At 57.6% G+C, this 18,923-nt stretch carries 21 protein-coding genes; all 21 read right to left on the minus strand.

The window, feature by feature from the left end:
* Nucleotides 1-15: 15 nt before the first annotated feature.
* A complete protein-coding gene (locus ACLBWT_RS00420; RefSeq protein ID WP_447661155.1) occupies nucleotides 16-885 on the minus strand; it encodes a MinD/ParA family protein in 870 nt (289 codons plus the stop codon).
* On the minus strand, nucleotides 878-2,245 hold the full coding sequence (gene flhF, locus ACLBWT_RS00425; protein ID WP_447661156.1) for a flagellar biosynthesis protein FlhF: 1,368 nt from the start codon (nucleotides 2,243-2,245) through the stop codon (nucleotides 878-880). The genes ACLBWT_RS00420 and flhF overlap by 8 nt, the downstream gene beginning before the upstream one ends.
* Nucleotides 2,242-4,275, minus strand: coding sequence for a flagellar biosynthesis protein FlhA (gene flhA / locus ACLBWT_RS00430; protein WP_447661157.1), 2,034 nt, complete (start codon nucleotides 4,273-4,275; stop codon nucleotides 2,242-2,244). Before flhA ends, flhF begins: the two co-directional genes overlap by 4 nt.
* Nucleotides 4,276-4,298: 23 nt before the next feature.
* Nucleotides 4,299-5,393 carry a flagellar biosynthesis protein FlhB gene (flhB, locus tag ACLBWT_RS00435; protein WP_447661158.1) on the minus strand — a complete coding sequence of 365 codons (1,095 nt, stop codon included), beginning with the start codon at nucleotides 5,391-5,393 and terminating at the stop codon, nucleotides 4,299-4,301.
* A gap of 14 nt (nucleotides 5,394-5,407) precedes the next feature.
* Nucleotides 5,408-6,205: a flagellar biosynthetic protein FliR gene (fliR, locus tag ACLBWT_RS00440; RefSeq protein WP_447661159.1), complete on the minus strand. Its 798-nt coding sequence runs from the start codon at nucleotides 6,203-6,205 to the stop codon at nucleotides 5,408-5,410.
* A gap of 10 nt (nucleotides 6,206-6,215) precedes the next feature.
* Nucleotides 6,216-6,485 (minus strand): flagellar biosynthesis protein FliQ, encoded by a 270-nt coding sequence (gene fliQ / locus ACLBWT_RS00445; RefSeq protein WP_021879160.1) that lies wholly within the window; start codon nucleotides 6,483-6,485, stop codon nucleotides 6,216-6,218.
* A gap of 24 nt (nucleotides 6,486-6,509) precedes the next feature.
* A complete protein-coding gene (gene fliP / locus ACLBWT_RS00450) occupies nucleotides 6,510-7,235 on the minus strand; it encodes a flagellar type III secretion system pore protein FliP (RefSeq protein WP_447661656.1) in 726 nt (241 codons plus the stop codon).
* Between the two features lie 23 nt (nucleotides 7,236-7,258).
* Nucleotides 7,259-7,891, minus strand: a complete 633-nt coding sequence (locus ACLBWT_RS00455; protein ID WP_447661160.1) for a FliO/MopB family protein — start codon at nucleotides 7,889-7,891, stop codon at nucleotides 7,259-7,261.
* A gap of 5 nt (nucleotides 7,892-7,896) precedes the next feature.
* Nucleotides 7,897-8,259 (minus strand): response regulator, encoded by a 363-nt coding sequence (locus tag ACLBWT_RS00460; RefSeq protein ID WP_447661161.1) that lies wholly within the window; start codon nucleotides 8,257-8,259, stop codon nucleotides 7,897-7,899.
* A gap of 24 nt (nucleotides 8,260-8,283) precedes the next feature.
* Nucleotides 8,284-9,549 carry a flagellar motor switch phosphatase FliY gene (gene fliY / locus ACLBWT_RS00465; protein WP_447661162.1) on the minus strand — a complete coding sequence of 422 codons (1,266 nt, stop codon included), beginning with the start codon at nucleotides 9,547-9,549 and terminating at the stop codon, nucleotides 8,284-8,286.
* Entirely contained in the window at nucleotides 9,539-10,540 is a 1,002-nt protein-coding gene (fliM, locus tag ACLBWT_RS00470) for a flagellar motor switch protein FliM (RefSeq protein WP_447661163.1), read from the minus strand. Before fliM ends, fliY begins: the two co-directional genes overlap by 11 nt.
* A 36-nt stretch (nucleotides 10,541-10,576) precedes the next feature.
* Nucleotides 10,577-11,059, minus strand: coding sequence for a flagellar basal body-associated FliL family protein (locus ACLBWT_RS00475; RefSeq protein WP_447661164.1), 483 nt, complete (start codon nucleotides 11,057-11,059; stop codon nucleotides 10,577-10,579).
* 5 nt (nucleotides 11,060-11,064) lie between these two features.
* Nucleotides 11,065-11,283, minus strand: a complete 219-nt coding sequence (locus tag ACLBWT_RS00480) for a flagellar FlbD family protein (protein WP_021879168.1) — start codon at nucleotides 11,281-11,283, stop codon at nucleotides 11,065-11,067.
* Between the two features lie 89 nt (nucleotides 11,284-11,372).
* Nucleotides 11,373-12,188 carry a flagellar basal body rod protein FlgG gene (flgG, locus tag ACLBWT_RS00485; RefSeq protein ID WP_447661165.1) on the minus strand — a complete coding sequence of 272 codons (816 nt, stop codon included), beginning with the start codon at nucleotides 12,186-12,188 and terminating at the stop codon, nucleotides 11,373-11,375.
* 36 nt (nucleotides 12,189-12,224) lie between these two features.
* Nucleotides 12,225-12,722 carry a flagellar hook capping FlgD N-terminal domain-containing protein gene (locus tag ACLBWT_RS00490; RefSeq protein ID WP_447661166.1) on the minus strand — a complete coding sequence of 166 codons (498 nt, stop codon included), beginning with the start codon at nucleotides 12,720-12,722 and terminating at the stop codon, nucleotides 12,225-12,227.
* 23 nt (nucleotides 12,723-12,745) lie between these two features.
* Entirely contained in the window at nucleotides 12,746-14,329 is a 1,584-nt protein-coding gene (locus ACLBWT_RS00495; protein ID WP_447661167.1) for a flagellar hook-length control protein FliK, read from the minus strand.
* Nucleotides 14,330-14,344: 15 nt separating this feature from the next.
* Nucleotides 14,345-15,244, minus strand: a complete 900-nt coding sequence (locus ACLBWT_RS00500) for a MotE family protein (RefSeq protein ID WP_447661168.1) — start codon at nucleotides 15,242-15,244, stop codon at nucleotides 14,345-14,347.
* 53 nt (nucleotides 15,245-15,297) lie between these two features.
* Nucleotides 15,298-15,744, minus strand: a complete 447-nt coding sequence (fliJ, locus tag ACLBWT_RS00505; RefSeq protein WP_447661169.1) for a flagellar export protein FliJ — start codon at nucleotides 15,742-15,744, stop codon at nucleotides 15,298-15,300.
* An 8-nt stretch (nucleotides 15,745-15,752) separates the two neighbouring features.
* Entirely contained in the window at nucleotides 15,753-17,078 is a 1,326-nt protein-coding gene (fliI, locus tag ACLBWT_RS00510) for a flagellar protein export ATPase FliI (RefSeq protein ID WP_447661170.1), read from the minus strand.
* Nucleotides 17,075-17,911, minus strand: coding sequence for a FliH/SctL family protein (locus ACLBWT_RS00515; protein WP_447661171.1), 837 nt, complete (start codon nucleotides 17,909-17,911; stop codon nucleotides 17,075-17,077). The genes fliI and ACLBWT_RS00515 overlap by 4 nt, the downstream gene beginning before the upstream one ends.
* Nucleotides 17,904-18,917, minus strand: a complete 1,014-nt coding sequence (fliG, locus tag ACLBWT_RS00520; RefSeq protein ID WP_447661172.1) for a flagellar motor switch protein FliG — start codon at nucleotides 18,915-18,917, stop codon at nucleotides 17,904-17,906. Before fliG ends, ACLBWT_RS00515 begins: the two co-directional genes overlap by 8 nt.
* Nucleotides 18,918-18,923: the final 6 nt, after the last annotated feature.

Raw genomic sequence — 18,923 nt, forward strand, 5'->3', positions numbered from 1 at the left:
ATCTGAAGCCAAAGGTTAACGTTTCCGACTGAACCACTGCTGTAGAATACCTTTGACGCTGCGATGAGGAAGACTGTCTGCCGGCAAATCGAGGTATTGCCGGGCAATCTGCATGATGTTCCTTGCCGCGTCCGATTCCGGATAAGCGATGAGGAAAGGCTTCTGCGTCCGGACCGCTTTGCCCACCTTGCTGTCATCGGCAACGTAACCGCCGTAAGGAAGGCGGATACCGAGAAAGCGGTCTGCCGCCATGTCCATCTTGGCCGCCGCATGGCGTCCTTCCTGTTCATCGAAGGCACGATTGACGACTACCCGGAACCGCGTATCCGGCATGCTTCCCGAAACCATCTTGACGAGCGCGTAAGCATCCGTGATGGATGTCGGCTCGGGAGTCGTCACGACGAAGGTTTCGTGGGCCGCCTGGATGAATCGTTCCGACTCCCGCGTCAGTCCCGCGCCGGTATCGAACAGGATGAAATCATATTCCCCCTGGAGCATGCCGAGCTGCTCGTCCGCTTCCTGAAGCTGCCGATCCGTAAGATGAAGCAGCTCCCGGAATCCGGACCCGCCAGCTACGAAATGCAGCCCGGATGGTCCCAATTGGATGATGTCACGGATGCTTTTGTCACCGGTGAACAGATGATAGAGAGAGTATGGCGCCGGAATGCCCATCAGCACGTCCAGATTGGCCATGCCGATATCCGCGTCGATGATGAGCACTTTTCGGCCCAGAGACTGCAGCGCGAGTCCGAAATTCAGACTGAAGTTGGACTTGCCGACTCCGCCCTTCCCGCTCGTCACCGTAAGCAGCCGCGCGTTCTTTTCCATCCGCCCGCCCGCCCGCTCCTTGATCAGATTGCGAAGCGCCTGGGCTTGGTCACTCATGCGGATGGTTTCCCAGAAGCAGCTTCACATAACGCGCTGACCGGAACGGCTCGAGATCATCCGGAACGGTCTGGCCGAAGGCCAGATAAGCCGGCTTCAGTCCGTGATCCATGATCAGATTGAAGGCCGCGCCGTACACCGTCGTTTCATCCAGCTTGGTGAAGATGACCTTGTCCACCCCATGCCGGATGAAAGGCTGCGCTACCGCCTCCATATCCGGCGTGCGGGCGGTCAGGCTGAGCACCAGCAGCGTATCCGCATCCTCGCTGTTTCTCAGCAAGCTGTTGACCTCGTGGATCTGCAGCTCGCTGCGGTAATTCCTGCCGGCCGTATCCATGAGCACGGCATCCTTCTGGTCCAGCTGCTGAAATGCCCTTGCCGCTTCCGCGGGGGAGAATACGACTTCCAGCGGGATTCCCAAAATATCCGCATAGGTCCGAAGCTGATCGACAGCGGCGATGCGATAGGTATCCGCCGTGATCAAGCCGACTGCTTTGCGATGGCGCAAAGTAAGATCCGCCGCCAGCTTCGCGATAGTCGTCGTCTTGCCGACGCCTGTCGGACCGACGAAATGCAGGACCCGGCTATGTTCTGCCGGTTTCTCTCCCATATAAGGCTCCAGCCACATCTGCAATTGCTCTGCGGCTGCCGCCCATAGAGCTTGCGGATCTTCGCTCAGAACGCTGTATTCAGGCTTGGCCTGCAAGTCGGCCAGAAGCCTTTCCCGCCAAGCAGTCTTGACCTCCTGGGCTTCCAGCCTATCCATCAGGCTGGACACATGGACCGATACCGTTTCGGCGGCCTGGGCGCCGGATAGCTGACGGATCCAGGTTCTAAGGTCGCGAACTTCCCGGAGCAGATCCTGTTCCATTCCTTGAACGGCCGGCTCGCGGAAGCCGCTTGCCTGGGCGGCGGCAGCGGAACCGTTTGAAGCGGCCGCTTCCCCAGCGGATACAGCAGGTTCAGGAGCGGTTTCGCTTGCAAATGCAAGCGGGCTGGCCGCAGGCTTCGCGACCGCCTTGTACTTGGCCGCTGCCAGCGAGGCAGGAGCAGACGGGGCTGCCGCGGAAGCCAAAGGAGCCGGCTGCCTGGGCGTTGCCCCTGAAACGGTCGAAGCCGGCTGCCTTGACGCCGCTGCTGCCAGCGACTGAAGGGTATCGGCCAATGCGGCGGAGGGCGGCGGAGGGCTGACGGTTTCCGCAGCCGCAACGACCTCTATGCCTTTTTTGCCGAACATGCCGAGGAACCCTCCGGTCTTGATTTCCTTCGTGCTCAAAATGACGGCATCCTTGCCCAAATCTCCTCGGATAAGCGCCATAGCCTCCGGCATGGACGACACGACGTAACGCTTCACTCTCACAAGCTCACCGTCCCTATGCTCTGAACTTCAATGGAAGGCTCCAGCTCGCTGTAGGACAGGACCGGAATGTCTCCCATCACCCGTTCGATCATCTGCCGCAGATACATGCGGATCGTCGGCGAAGCAAGCACGACCGGCTGGTGTCCGGACTGGATCTGCCGATTGACTTGCTCGCTGACTTTATTGCAGATCTGCTGGGTAGCGATCGGGTCCATGGCCAGGTAGCTGCCATGCTCCGACTGCTGAACGGCTTCGGCGATCTTCTTCTCCAGCGCCGGGCTGACCGTAATGACCCGCATCGAGGTGCCGCCAGTGCTGTACTGCTGCGTAATCTGACGGGAGAGAGCCTGGCGGGCATATTCCGTCAGAATGTCGGTATCCTTCGAGTACAGCCCGTGATCGGCCAGAGTCTCGAAGATGCTGACAAGGTCCCGGATCGAGATTTTCTCCTTGAGCAGCTTGGCCAGCACTTTCTGCACATCCCCGATCGTCATGACGGAAGGAATGAGTTCTTCCACGAGCGCCGGGTACGCTTCCCGCATGTTGTCGATGAGCGCCTTCGTCTCCTGTCTGCCGAGCAGCTCATGGGCGTGGCGCTTGATGATCTCGGTCAGATGGGTGGCGACAACCGACGGCGGATCGACGACGGTGTAGCCGGACATCTCGGCTCTCTCCTTGGTCGCCTCGTCGATCCATAATGCCGGAAGTCCGAAGGCCGGCTCCATCGTTTCGATGCCGATGATGGACTCGTCCTCGAAGCCCGGGCTCATCGCCAGATAATGATTCAGGAGCAGGTCGCCGCGGGCGACCGTATTGCCTTTGATTTTAATGATGTATTCGTTCGGACGAAGCTGAATGTTGTCCCGGATGCGAATGACGGGAACGACAAGCCCGAGCTCGAGCGCGCACTGGCGGCGGATCATGATGATCCGGTCCAGAAGATCGCCCCCCTGCTGCGTATCCGCGAGCGGGATGAGGCCGTAGCCGAATTCGAATTCGATCGGATCCACATGCAGCAGGTTCACGACGCTTTCCGGGCTCCGCACTTCCTCGATCTCCTTCTCCTCCACCATCTGCTCCTGCTCTGCGATCGCGCGGCTTTGCTCGCCCTTCATCTTCCACCCCAGGTAAACAAGCAGTCCCGCGATCGGGAACGTGCGGATGATTCCGATCGGAGTGAACAGTCCCAGCAGAGCGATTGTGCCGGCCACGACGAACAGCAGCTGCGGATACCGCAGAATCTGGCTGGTCAGGTCATGGGCCAGATTGCCTTCCGATGCCGATCTTGTCACGATCAGGCCGGCAGCCGTAGAGATAAGCAGCGCCGGTACTTGACTGACGAGTCCGTCGCCGATCGTCAGGATCGAATACGTGTTGAGCGCCTCGGAGAAGCCCATCCCGTGCACCGCCATCCCGATGATGAAACCTCCGAGAAGGTTGATGATGAGGATGATGATCGACGCGATCGCATCACCCTTGACGAATTTGCTCGCGCCGTCCATCGAGCCGTAGAAGTCGGCTTCCCGCTCGATCTTTGAGCGGCGGGCCCGAGCCTGCTGCTCGTTGATCATGCCTGCATTGAGATCCGCATCGATGCTCATCTGCTTGCCCGGCATGGCATCGAGCGTGAACCTTGCCGCAACCTCTGCGACCCTCTCGGAGCCTTTGGTGATGACGATGAACTGCACGACAACCAAGATCAGGAACACGACAAAGCCGATGGCGACCTGGCCTCCGGCAACCCAGTTTCCGAATGTCTGGACCACCTCGCCTGCGTGGGCATGGACAAGAATGTTGCGGGTTGTCGATACGTTGAGGGCGAGCCTGAACAAAGTCGTAATCAACAGGAGGGCCGGAAAGATGGAAAAATCCAGCGCTTCTTTTGTATTCATCGCTATTAAGAGAATGATAAGAGCGACCGATATGTTGATTACGAGCAGGAAGTCCATCAGAAAAGTAGGGATGGGGATGACCATCATTAGGACAATGCCGATAATCCCTACCAAGATTGCCAGGTCCCTCGGTTTCATGACGAATGCCTCCGCTTACTGAATTAAGATGATTTGCTGCGGCCTTTCAGCTTGTATACATAGGCCAGTACTTCCGCGACCGCTTGGAACAGATCCGGCGGGATGCTGTCCCCGATCTCCGTCCTGTCGTACAAGGCTCTTGCCAGCGGACGGTTCTCCATGGTGACGACTCCGTTCTCCTTCGCAACTTCCTTGATCCTCAAGGCGACGTAATCCATTCCCTTCGCCAGAATGACGGGAGCCTGCATGCGCGTGCCGTCGTAACGGATGGCGATGGCGAAGTGGGTCGGGTTCGTAATGACGACATCGGCCTTGGGCACTTCCTGCATCATGCGCTGAAGCGCCATCTTCCGCTGCCGCTCCTTGATCTTCCCCTTGATGAGCGGATTGCCTTCGCTCTTGATGTACTCATCCTTGATGTCCTGCTTCGACATTCGCAGATTCTTCTCGTACTCGTATTTCTGATAGAAATAGTCCGCAGCCGCGATGACGATCATCAGCGAGGCGAATTCGAGGCCGAGCTTCAAGGTCAGGCCGGCTGTGAACGTGAAGATGTGTTCGACGGGAGAATGTCCCAGCATGAGAATGCGTCCCCATTCTCCCCAGATCGTGTAGAACACGACCACTCCGACAACGATCAGCTTGATGATGCTCTTGAAGAATTCCGCGACCGACCGCATCGAGAAGATATTCTTGAATCCGCTGATCGGATTCAGTTTCTTGAAGTCGGGCTTGAGCGGAGTTCCCGTGAGCAGGAAGCCTACCTGCACGTAGTTGAATGCCGCCGCCGCCACGAATGCGAGCAGCAGAATCGGAGCCAGCAGCATGAGCAGCTCCATCATGACGTGATAGAACAGCGACATGACGTTGCCCGAGGTCAGATCCAGAGTGAGCCAGTCATTGAACAGGCTGCCGAAAATACGGTAGATCCGTTCCTTGTAATACCCTCCGAGGACGAGGAAGCTTCCAATGACGAACAAGATGATGAAAGCGCCGGGAAGCTCGTGGGTTTTGGCGATCTGGCCCTTGTCGCGTGCCTCGCTGCGCTTCTTCGGCGTCGCTTTTTCGGTCTTCTCGCCGTTGAACAGCTGCAGGTCGACTTTGAACCGGAGCCTCATGGCCGTGTCCCTCCTCAATAGCCTGTCCCGCCTTTGCTGCCGACAGCGTTGAACAGCTCGCCGAGCTTCTCGAACATCAGGCTGAACAAATGCCCGAACAAAACGCCGAGAGACGGCATCAGCAGCATCAACAGCAGGATGCCGAGCATAATTTTGAGCGGAGCGCCGATGACGAATACGTTGTATTGAGGCGCTGTCCGCGCCAGGAAGCCAAGACCGACATCCGTCAGGAACATGGCCACGACTATCGGCGCCGCGATCTGCAGGGCGAGCAGGAAAGACTGGGAGAACGCCCTGACGAGGAAGTCCGAGATCAAGCCGCTGGAGATATGCTCCATCAGCCCCAGCTTGAGAGGCATCCAGTTGTAGCTGTTCATCAGCGCTTGCAGCATGTACAGATGGCCGTTCATCGTCAGAAACAGCAGCGTCAGCACCATATACTTGAGATTGCCGGTAATCGGCGCCGACGTTCCGCTCAGCGGATCGATGATGTTCGACATGGCGAGGCCCATCTGCAGATCGATGAAAGCGCCGGCCGTCTGGACGACCGTGAAGAACAGGTAGACGATGAATCCAAGCAGGAGTCCGATCAGGATTTCCTGGAGGATCAGCAGGATGAAGCCCGCATCGGCAGCAGCCGTCTGCTTGATTCCGTACGAGAAGTACACAAGAAGCGAAACGGCGAAACCGATGCCGATCTTGAGCCTCGCCGGCACGGTTCGAGCGGAAAAGACAGGCGCGACTACAAAAAAAGAGGTCATTCGACAAAAAATCAGCAAAAAAATAGGAAATCCGTTAAGAAATTGTTCCATCAGCCTCTGCCTACCCGATATAGTTGTGCAGGTTGTTCAGCAGGTTGTAGGTGAAATCCACCAGCGTGTTCAATATCCATGGACCGAACAGCAGAACCGCGGCCAATACGGCGACGATCTTCGGGACGAACGCAAGCGTCTGTTCCTGGATCTGAGTCGTGGCTTGAAAAATGCTGACGGCTAGTCCGACGACAAGCCCGAGAATAAGCATGGGCGCGCTCGCCTTCAGCATGACGAACATCGCCTGACCCGCCAAGCCGATGATGAAATTGGAACTCATCGCATTCCCCTCCTTCTTCTGCGGTCATGACGGATTAAAGCTGAGCAGCAGCGACTTGATGACCAAATACCACCCGTCTACGAGAACAAACAGCAGAATTTTGAAAGGAAGCGAGATCATGACCGGCGGCAGCATCATCATCCCCATCGCCATCAGCGTACTCGAAACAACCATGTCGATAATCAAAAAGGGAATGAAGATCATGAATCCCATCTGGAACGCTGTCTTCAGTTCGCTGATCGCGTATGCCGGCACCAGCACCGTGATCGGAATATCCTGATAGGTTTTGGGCTTTTCCGCTTTGGTGTAGTTCAGAAACAGCAGCAGGTCTTTTTCCCTCGTATGCTGGAACATGAACTTCTTCATCGGCACGGCCGCTTTTTCAAGCGCCTCGGTCTGAGTCAGCTCACCCTTCATATAAGGCTGCAGGGCCGTATCATTCACTTGCGAAAGCGTAGGAGACATGATGAAAAGCGTCAAAAACAATGCCAGACCGATCAGAACCTGATTCGGAGGCATCTGCTGGGTTCCGAGCGAAGTGCGCACGAAACCAAGCACGATGACAATCCGGGTAAAGCTGGTCATAAGAATAAGGAAGGAAGGAGCAACCGTCAGAACGGTCACCATCAATAGGATGGATACAGCGCTCGTTCCTCCGGCGCTATCACCGCCAATGTTGATATCGATGCCCGGCAGAGGCTCGGCATAAGCGGCGCTCTGCCAGGCAAGCGACATGGCCAGGACAGTCATCAGAGAAAGCATACGTTTTCTTGTCATTCGTCCCTCAACCGATCCCTGTCTCTAGATTCCTGGAACAGCTGTTCAAGCTCTTCCTGCTGTCTGGATTGCTGCTCAAGCTTTTGATGCAGCAGCTTCTGGAACCGCTTCGCCTCTTCCTTGTCATCATCGGCTGGAGCTTGAACAGACCGGTTCCCTTCTCCTGTCTTGCCTTGGATTCTGCGCACCCATTCCCCCAGCGGCACGCCGGATGCGGCATTGCGCTTCTCCAGCAGCTGGCTGCGGAGGCTGTCCGCTTCTTCCCCTGCCGGGAACCGGTCCAGAAGCGTCACATTCTCGCCGACGCCGACAACATAGATTCTGCCAGCCGCTTCGATGACCTGGATCGACTTGTTCGGTCCCAGCGTCAATCCTCCAAGCTGTTCAAGAGCTCTTGCGCCTCCCATCAGCTGGCTTCGCTTGGAGAGCCAGCGAATAAGGAGGGTGATCAATCCGATGACAAGAGCAAGCGAGACCAGCACCCAGACCACGCTGCCCGTCATGCCTCCGCTCGCAAAGTGCGGCACCTCGCTCCCGCCGGAAGGAAGGGAATAATCAAGCGTTCCATCAGGCTTCGGTGAAGCGGAAGGAGCGGCCGCCTGAGCCGCCAATCCGGCTATCCATGGCATTTCCGTTACCCAAGCGTCTTCTTGATGGCCTCGATGACCCGGTCAGCCTGGAACGGCTTCACGATGAAATCTTTCGCGCCTGCTTGAATGGCGTCGATGACCATCGCTTGCTGGCCCATGGCCGAGCACATGATGACTTTCACGTTCGGGTCGATTTTCCTGATTTCCTTCAATGCGGCGATGCCGTCCATCTCCGGCATCGTGATGTCCATCGTGATCAGATCCGGCTTGACTTCCTTATATTTCTCGATTGCCTGCGATCCGTCCTGAGCCTCGCCCACGACCTCGTAGCCATTTTTAGTCAGAATATCGCGAATCATCATTCGCATGAATGCAGCGTCATCAACGATCAGAATACGGTTTGCCATTTGTCATTTCCTCCCAGGATGCACTTATTGAATTTTGGTCATGCGGTCCCACTGGCTCACGATATCCGTGACCCGGACCCCGAAATTCTCATCAATGACGACAACTTCGCCTTTTGCAATCAGCTTGTTGTTCACCAGAATGTCTACGGGCTCGCCTGCCAGCTTGTCGAGCTCGATGATGGATCCTTGCGACAGCTCAAGAATATCCTTGATCTGTTTTTGCGTGCGTCCAAGCTCTACGGTTACTTTCAGCGGGATATCGAGGAGCAGGCCGAGATTGCTCTCGTCTCCTTGAGGATATCCCGGCTGGAAACCGGAAAATTGAACCGGTTGAACATTGACGTTGCGGCCTACCGGAGCGCCGAAAGTCTGCGGGCCTTGGTTGTTGACAGCGGGTGCGGCGTGCATATAGGCCGTTGGCTGCTGATAGGCCGGCTGTTCATAAACAGGCTGCTGTTGGACGGGCTGTTGATGCACAGGTGGTTCGTGAACAGGCTGCTGTTGGACGGGCTGCTGCACCGATGGTTCCGAGTATGGAGCTGTTGAAGCCGTTTCGATCAATGGAGCCGCAGATGATGCGGCGGCCTCATCCCCGCTTCCGCCCATCAGCGTGTCGACCATCTGCTTGGCGAAGTTGACCGGCAGCAGCTGCATGATCGTCGAATCGATCAGGTCTCCGATCATCAGCCGGAAGCTGACTTTGATGAAGACGTCATCCGGCGGCAGCTGAGCGAGTCCTCCGCCTTGCTCCACATCGAGGATATCGATGCCGGGAGGCGAGATGTTGACCATCCGGTTGAAGATCGTCGACATCGAAGTCGCCGAAGAACCCATCATTTGGTTCATCGCTTCCTGCACGGCGCTGATATGGATGTCATTGAGCTCCGTCTGGCCGACGTCGCCTTCGCCGCCAAGCATCAGATCGGCGATAACGCCGGCATCCTTTGACCTGATGACCAGCGAATTGATGCCTTGAAAGCCTTCTACATAGCTGACCGACACCGCGACATGAGGCCGGGGGAATTCGTCGGCGAGATCTTCCCGCTTGATCAGGGCGACCTGCGGAGTCGTGATGTCCACTTTTCTTCCCAGCAGGGTAGACAGCGCGGTAGCCGCGCTTCCGAACGTGATGTTGCCGATCTCGCCCAGAGCATCCTGCTCGATGGAGCTCAGGTATTGGGATATCTGCGCCTCGCCTGCCGTGTCGGAAGGAGCGGCGGAATAACCGTCCGAGCTCTGCCGGAGCAGGGCATCGATCTCCTCCTGGGACAAATAATCCTTACTCGTCATAATCTTCGTCTGCTCCTTCGCTTACGATCTCGTCCACCTGGACAGCAAGGCGGTCGCGGACCGATCCCGGGCTGCCGATGAACTTCAGCTTTTCTCCAACCTTGATATGCAAGCCTTCACCGACCGGCTTCTTCAAGGAAATGACATCTCCTGAGGCAAGGCTCATGAACTCTCTCACCGTAATGGAGGATTCTCCGAGCTCGGCGATGATCGGCAGCTTCGCTTTATGTACGCGCTGCTCCAGGATCTCCACTTCTTCAGGGGCACGCGACTTCTTCTGGGATACGAACCAGTGATGCACAGACAGTCTCGGCATGATCGGCTCGATGACCACATGCGGAATGCACAAGTTGATCATGCCGGTCGTATCCCCGATTTTCGTGCTCAATGAAATCAAAGCGATCGTTTCGTTGGGAGAAACGATCTGCATGAACTGCGGGTTCGTTTCAAGCGAGTCCAGCCTCGGCGATATATCGTACACCGTTTTCCAGGCTTCCTGCAGGCTTTCGAAGGCACGGCTGAAGATTTTCTCCATGATCATGGTTTCGATCTCCGTGAGCGCCCCGATCTTGGCGGGAGCGGTTCCTGTGCCTCCAAGCAGCCTGTCGACCATGGCATATGCCACGTTGGGATGGACTTCAAGCACCATCCTTCCCTCCAGCGGCTCCGCCTCAAAGATGTTCAGAATGGTCATTTTGGGAATCGAGCGGATGAATTCGTCGTATGGAAGCTGTTCTACCTGCACGACGCTGATCTGCACGAACGTTCGCAGCTGCGCCGAGAAATAAGTCGTCAAGTATCGGGCGAAGTTTTCATGAATCCGGGTCAAGCTTCGTATATGGTCCTTGGAAAACCGGACCGCCCGCTTGAAATCGTACGCGCGGATCTTCTTCTGGCTTTCTTCCTTCTTCAGTTCCTCCGCATCCATCTCCCCGGACGACAAGGCGGCAAGCAGAGCGTCGATCTCATTCTGGGAAAGCACATCCACCATCACTCTCACCTCCTTCGCTTATCTCACTTGGCCGTCCTAGATTTCCGTCAAGGTATAGTCCGTGATGGAAACCTTGATCAGCTTGCCTTTGGGAAGAACTTCATTGATTTGGTTGAGCAGCTTGGCCTCGAGCGCATCCTGCCCGGCGGAGCCTTGCAGCGACTGGGCTTCCGTATCTGCAAGCGTACGGTTGATGATCGGCTTCACGACGATATCCTTGATCTTGTCGAAGTCTTCCTTCGTCGCCTTTTTGTCCAGCTGGAAAGCGAAGCTCACGAGCAGGAATTTGTTGTCGTCCTTCAGATTCCGCTTGATATCCTTGAGCTCGGACGTTACCTCGACACGTTCGTCAGCCGTAAGCGGCTTGACCTTGGCGGCTGCCGCCGTCGTCTTGGCCGTATCCCCTCCTGAAGCCGTTACAGGCTCCTTCAGGAGCGAGTTGTACAGAATGACCGCCACCACAGCGATGAGCGAAATTGCCAGCAGCGTGGTGATCAGCCAGGGAAGCATTTTTTTCATAGCGCTTATTCCTCCGTATATCCACTCTTATGAGATGATGCCGCGAGGCCGATGGAGCGGTAGAAATCGGTCATCCGCCCGGCCAGAACGGCAGCCGACTCCACAACGACCATTTTTTTGCCGGTGGTCATCGTCACGAGCGTATCCGGCGTTTCTTCCAGGAGCTCGATCAACAGGGCATTTATCATCAGCTTGCTGCCGTTGAGCCTTGTTACTTCAATCATGTGAACCCTCCCGCGGCTGCGCCCTTGGCCGAACCGATGACGCCGAGTAGAGCTCGGCCTGCGGATTCAAACCGACAGGGCTAGATCAATTATCTCTTCAGATTGACGAGCTCCTGAAGAATTTCATCCGATGTCGTAATGATTCGGGAGTTGGCTTGGAAACCGCGCTGCGCAACGATCATTTCCGTGAACTCGCTCGTAAGGTCGACGTTGGACATCTCCAGCTGGCCGGCTACGATGTTGCCCGTTCCGGTCTCCGGATCTCCGGGAGCTCCGATAGCCAGCTCCTCGGCATTGGAATTCACCGTAGAGCGGTAAAGGTTGCCGCCGACTTTTTCCAGGCCGTTCGGATTGGTCACTTTTACGACGCCGATGGTGGCGATGACATCTCCTGTCGTTCCGTCCGCATTGACGCCTGTCACCGAGCCGTCCTTGCCGATCGTGAAGGCGCTGACTCCGGCCAGCGAAATCGGTTCGCCGTCGGAGCTGAGCACGAGAGCGCCGTCGGCGTTGACCAGCTGTCCCGCGGCATCGACCGAGAAGTTGCCGGCACGCGTCAGATAGAAGCCGTCTTCCATTCCCGCAGGACGGACGGCGAAAAATCCGTCTCCGTCAATGCGCAGATCCGTCGGCACGTTGGTCGTCATGGCGCTGCCCGCCGTATGCAGGGTGTCGATCGAGGCCACCGTCACGCCAAGGCCGATCTGCTGCGCGTTTTTGCCGCCGCGCGCTCCATCTTCAGGCTGCGTCGCTCCTGCGACAGTCTGGCTCAGAATATCCTGGAACATGACCCGTCCCGCTTTGAAGCCGACGGTGTTCACGTTCGCAATATTGTTGCCGATGACATCAAGCTTGGTTTGGAAGCCCCGCATGCCGGATACGCCCGAATACATAGATCTCAACATAATCTAAAACCTCCTAAATGGATGGATACTGCTCTTTCAGGCTCCTGCCGGCTGTTCTCCGGAAGACTCTTCCGGCGCCTGTTCCGGAGCCTCTTCCGCCGCATCGGATCGGATGGACTTCAGCGCGTCGATCGGAACATAATTCCCGCTGGAGACGATATACTGGATGCCGTCCTTGAGCACGACCGAATCGACGAGGCCGCTTGCGGTCGTCAGCTTGCCGGCAGCATCAAAGATGTCCCATTCCGCTTGCTTCCCGATGAGATCGGATGTAAGTCCCAGATTCTGTCCCTGCACGTTGAGCTGTCCGGAAATGTTCGACAGCTGCTCGACAGAAGAGAACTGAGCGAGCTGAGCGATGTAAGTCGTGTTGTCGGACGGATTCATCGGGTCCTGATACTTCAGCTGTGCGACCAGAAGCTGCAGGAAGGCATCCTTGCCGAGCGTGGAGTTGTCCATGCTTGTGGATGACGCCTTGGAATTCTTTTGGCTCACGAACGGATAAATGGAATTGGCGTTCACGGATGCTGCCATCGTTGATCCCCCTCGAAACCGGCTTATGCCGTTTCGTTAATTGCCCTGCCGTATCCCAGCTCGCGAATGGCGGTCTGGATGACTTCAGCTTCCTGCATGCCCTGTTCTTCAGGGCGGTCGGAACCATTTCGTGCAAACTGGCCGCCCTGTTCGCCTCCGCCCCGGCTCTGCTGGCCGAATGAAAGCGAGGTCTGAAGCTGGCTTGAGGCCGAAACATCAAGCCGTTCAACCTGGAAGCCTTGGTTTTGCAAGGACATCCTGAGCTGGCCCAACTGGTTCTCGATCGCTTCCCTCGCCGCCGGCGAATCCGCTGCGAACAGCGCCGTCAATTGGCCGTTGTGGATTTGAAGCTTGACGTCCACCTGCCCCAAGTTCTCCGGGGTCAGCGTCAATCTTGCTTCTGTCATGCCGGATGAAGACGAGACATCAAGCTTCTTCAAGACGAGCCCGGCCACCTCCTGGGCAAACCGATGGACAGGCACTTTTACAGTCGCTTCCGGGCTGTCCGGAACCGCAGCTCCCGGCTGGACATTTCCTGTTGCATAGGTCGCGGTTGACGACGGCTGTTCATTCGTTTCCGATATGAGCATGGCTGGCTGCGCGGCATCATCTCCCTGAGCGCTTCCCGCCGCGGCGTCGACCGCCGCACGGATATGGGCTGAAGATGCTTCGAGCTTCGCCAGAAGCGTTGTGCCGGAAGCCGGAATTCCCGTAAAAGGAGTCCCATCAGGCTGACCGTCCGGAATCGTTCCGCCTGGAGCGGATTTGGCTGTTTGCGGCGCTTCGAGCTTCGCCAGAAGCGTTGTGCCGGAAGCCGGAATACCCGCAACAGGAGTCCCTTCAGGCTGACCCTCCGGAATCGTTCCGCCTGGAGCGGATTTGGCTGTTGGCGGCGCTTCGAGCAGGCTCTGCAGCTTGGTCAGCTGCGCCTGGGTCAACGCCTGGGAATCGACCTTACCGGATGGCTTGGCGAGAACGTCGGGCAATTGCTGCCTCAGAGCCAGCAGCAGCTCTCCGACTTCCCCCTTGGCGGCTGCCGTTGCGGAAGCAGCTGCGGGCTCATCCTGCCTCTGCTGGCCGTCGCCTGCAAGCTTCACTGCAGGAGGCGGCTGAATGCCGAGCAGCGCAAGCAGGGCTCCGAGCTCGGAAGCGGCTTGCTGCCAATCCTCGAGCGGAATGGAGCCATCCTCTTCCTTGCCTTCGTAAAGCTGATCAAGCAGCTCCTCCAATTTGGCAAGCAGCGGCTCGGCTGCCTGCTCCTCGGAGGAAGCTGCTGCTGGACTGGCTTCTCCGGGCTGCAGAGCTTCCGGCAGCGCTCCGTCTGCTGGAGCCGGGGTGCTCGGCTCCATGCCGTCAGGCAGCACGGGAGCTGAGTTCAGCACAGGAGCTGCGTTCAGTACAAGCGAGGCTGCCAATGCCGCAGCAGCCGCAATGGCGTCCTGCGGAGCCGTTCCCGCATTCGGAGTGGCTTGACCCTGAACGCCCGTCTGCAATGCTCCTGCCATTGCTTGGCTGAAAGGGGCAGCTCCGGCCGCCTTGCCTCCGGCCGCTTGCGCTGATGTTCCCGGGCCGGTTGCTGCAGCCGGTTGAGACGTCGTGATCTCCATTGTTCACCTCCTATTCTATTTTCCCGCCATGAGCTTGCTCACGAGCTGAGAAGTCAGCTTTTTGTCTAGTCCCGACATCTCCTGAACGATTGACGAGCGTTTGGAATCGCTGACCGAGCCAAGAATTCGAAGCACTTTGCTCGCGCTCACATCCGACATCGCCATCAGCAGCTGCGCCGCCTTCGCCGGATCCATCGATTCGAACGTTTTGCTGAGCTGATCTTCGCTGAGCAGCGCTGAGCCGGATGCAGGAGCTGCGCTGGAAGCCTGCCGGATTCTCGATTGCAAGGCAGCAATCTGTTGATCCTGGACCGGAACGGAATCCTTCAGCCTCGCTGCCGTCTCGGCTGCCAGCTTTGGATCCATTTTGGCCAGAATCGCTCCTTGGGATCGGCTGTCCATCGAGTTCAGCACGAGCACAGCTTCTTCCAAGGTCATATTCTGAATAATTGGAGCCGCTTTGCTCGGCGTCATCGAGGAGAACATTCCTGCGAGCTCCGTTATTTTGGCTTGATACTCGCTGCTGCTCAACTTTTTCTGCTCGTCGCTTTTGATCAGCTGGTCGAGCTTGTCCTGCAGATCGTTGATTTCCTTCTCGAGGGAAGCCTTCTCCGCCTCAGCGGCCTGAAGTTTCCCTTTCGCTGCTTGCAAATCTCCCTGCAGACCGGCGATCTGCTTGCGCTGAGCATCGCCGTTGTCCTGAACAGGGGCGCCGGATGCGCTCTGGCTTTCCGGAATGAGCGATCCGACTACCGGAATGCTGCGTCCGGTATCCATCAGCCTCGAGCGGAGCGACGGGTTGAACACCACTAGAAGCACCAGCACCAGCACCAGCGTGAACAGCAACGGCGTGACAAAAAACAGGAAGCGTTCCATTCCGCTGTAGCTTTGTTTCTCATGTTCTTCTGCCAACATTTCATCCCTCCCGGGGGCATGAGTCGTCCCCGACTGCCTCATCTTGCATTCTGCTAAAGCGCGGCGCGCGAATGGCGTTGGACCGCGATTTCATCGAGCTCCGCCTGCTCTCCGGCAAGCTGCGCAGCCTTGAATCGGTTCAAGGCTTTTTCTTTGGATTTCAGCCAGATCTTCTCCTGGATCTTACGCTCTGCCAGACGATGCCTGGAGGATTCGACTTCGTTCTCTGCCGCCTGCACGACTTGCTGCTTGCTTCCAATGCAGGCATCCAGATGGGAGAGGAACCGCTGGATCGCTTGCAGCTCCATGAGCGGGCTTCCTTGCATGCCGAGCTCTTCAAGCTTCCCTTCCCAGCGCATACGCTCCGCATGCAGCTCGGACAGGGACATCTCCTCCGCATGCAGCAGATCGAGCGCGGCCGTGAGTCCCCATTTGGCTTGCGTCGTCTCGCTTTGCTTCAAGTTGACAATGCTTTGATATGCATAGCGGAATGCCGTCACGTCTCTGTTCAGCTCCCGTTGAATTGCCGGATCAGATGGTCCAGCGTCTCGTCAAAATGGGCTTTTTCATTCGTTCGTTGCTGCGTGAAATCCAGGATTCCGTCCATCTGGCTGATCGCCTGGTCGATCTCCTTGTTCGATCCGGGCTGGTACGCCCCGATATTGATCAAGTCCTCCGAATCTTTATAGACAGCGAGCATCTTTTTGAGAGCGGAAGCCGCCTCCTGATGCTCGGGATCTATGATCTCCTTCATGACCCGGCTTACCGAGGCGAGCACGTCGATCGCCGGAAAATGGCCTTTCTGAGCCAAGTCGCGGCTTAAGACGATGTGTCCGTCGAGAATGCCTCTCACGGCATCCGCTACCGGCTCATTCATGTCGTCCCCATCCACGAGAACGGTATAAAAAGCCGTTATGGACCCCGTCGGCCCTGTGCCCGCTCTTTCAAGCAGCTTGGGAAGGCCGGCGAAGACCGACGGCGTGTACCCTCTCGTCGCCGGAGGCTCTCCGACCGCCAGCCCGACTTCCCGCTGCGCCATCGCATACCGGGTGACCGAATCCATCATCAGCATGACGTTCATGCCGCGGTCCCGGAAGTACTCCGCAATCGTCGTCGCGATTACCGCGCCCTTGATGCGGATCAACGCCGGCTGATCGGATGTGGCCACGATCACGACGGAACGGGCCAGCCCTTCCGGTCCCAGATCCTTCTCGATGAACTCGAGCACCTCTCGTCCGCGTTCGCCGATGAGAGCAATCACATTGACGTCGGCAGCAGTATTGCGGGCGATCATCCCCAGCAGCGTGCTCTTTCCAACCCCCGAGCCTGCAAAAATCCCGACGCGCTGGCCTTGGCCTACGGTAAGCAGGCCGTCGATCGCGCGAACCCCGATGCCCAGCGGCTGCTGGACGCGCGGTCTGAAGAGCGGATTGCTTGGAGGCGCGGTCGTCGGATAGCGGATCATGCGGCTGGGAATGAAGCTGCCGTCAAGAGGCCGCCCGAGGCCGTCAAGCACTTTGCCGAGCAGCTCCGCCCCGACCTGGACCGTAAGCGGCTTGCCTGTGCCTACGACGTCGCATCCAGGGGCGATCGCATTGAGATCTCCGAGCGGCATGAGAATCAGCCTATTGTCCCGGAAACCGACGACTTCGGCAAGGAGCGGGAGCGCCCCTCTTCCGGGATAGATCTGGCAGACATCCCCGATGCCGGCATCGGGTCCTTCGCTTTCGACGGTAAGCCCGATGACCTGGGTTACTTTGCCGTTGATGCGCACAGGATCGATGCCCTCGAGCTGCTCCGTATATCTCGAAGCCTTGGGAATCCGGTAATTCATGAAGCAGGCGCCTCCTGACCTTCACGCTGGGAAGCGATTCCCATCAGCTCACGTTTGATTTCGGACAGCTGCGTGTCGATGCGGGCATCGATGCTGCCGAATGCGGTCCGGATCACGCAGCCGTGATCCTTGACCGATGCGTCGGGCAGGATCTGCAGCTCGGCCTGAGAATCGATCGACAGCTCCAGCTCGTCCCTGGCGGCCAGAACCGATGAGAGCTGCGCGGGACTGACGCACAGAACGATGCTGCCATTCTCTCTTCGCCGGGAAAGCATGCTGCGGATGAGCTCGATGGCGATTTCGGGCTCAAGATCCAGCTGCTTGCCGACCAGCTTCTCTGCAATGGCGCAACTCAGCTCGACGAGGAACGGCTCCGCCTCCTGGATGATCTGTTCCTTCATTCGGAAGGAGGATTCAAGAATGGAGGAGGATTCCTCGATTCTCTGCTCCCATTCCTTCCGCAGCGCTGCCTCGGCATCCTGGCTGCCTTGGCTGAAGCCATCGCCATATCCGGCCAGGCGGGCTTCTTCGGCGATCCGTTCATCGTCCGCCCGTCTGGCATGCCACCAATCCTCGGCTTCCTGACGGGCCTGTTCAAGCAGCTCCTGGGCTTGCCTGGCCGCATCCGCCAGCGTCTCCTCGGCGACGCTCTGGGCGTCGCCGAGGATCTGGCTGCGCAGAGACTCCGTGGCTGCATCCGGGCGGATCTCGACGCGATTGTGCTGCTCGCTGAATCCGTCCGATTCGCTGGCGGCAGGTTTCCGGTAAAATCTCTCCAGCCGCTGAAGCTGTTCCTGGGGGACAACCTGCGAGGATTTGAACAGATTAGACAATGATGTCATCTCCTCCGCCGCGGGCGATGATGATGTCACCGGATTCCTCCAGCCTGCGGATCGTTCCTACGATGCGCGTCTGGGCTTCCTCGACGTCACGCAGCCGCACGGGACCCATGAATTCCATTTCTTCCTTGAACGTCTCTGCCATCCGCTTGGACATGTTCCGGAAGATCGCTTCGCGCACTTCCTCGCTTGCCACCTTGAGCGCAAGCTGAAGGTCGGCGCTCTCGATATCGCGGATGATGCGCTGGATGGAACGGTTGTCGATGCTGACGATGTCTTCGAAGACGAACATCCGCTTCTTGATCTCTTCCGCCAGCTCCGGGTCTTGAATTTCCAGGGAATCCAGAATCGTCCGCTCGGTGCCGCGATCGACGCCGTTCAGAATCTGAACGATGGAGTCGATGCCGCCCGCGTTCGTGTAGTCTTGGGTCACGGTCGCGCTCAGCTTCTGTTCCAGCACCCTCTCCACCTGAGAGATGACCTCAGGAGAGGTGCTGTCCATCAGCGCGACCCTGCGGGCGACTTCCGCCTGCTTCTCTTGAGGAAGCGAAGAAAGAATATGAGAAGCCTGCTCCGGCTGAAGGTACGACAGCACGAGAGCAATCGTCTGGGTATTTTCGTTCTGGATGAAGTTCAGGATCTGGGCCGGCTCCGCCTTGCGGGCAAAGTCGAAAGGCCTTACTTGCAGCGTCGCCGTAAGCCTGCTGATGACCTCCAAAGCCTTTTGCGAGCCGAGCGCCTTCTCGAGGATATCCTTCGCGTACGCGATGCCGCCTTGGGAGATATACTCCTGAGCTAGGCAGATCTGATAGAACTCGCTCATGATCGTGTCCCGCTCCGAGCTGTCGACCTTCCTCACGTTGGCGATTTCCAGAGTCAGCTGCTCGATTTCCTCTTCCCTCAGATGCTTGAAGATCTGGGCCGATACATCCGGGCCGAGCGTGATCAGCAAAATGGCAGCCTTTTGGCGCCCGCTCAAGCTTTGCAGCGCTTTAACCATGAGTTG

Source organism: Paenibacillus sp. D51F, from assembly GCF_053345695.1.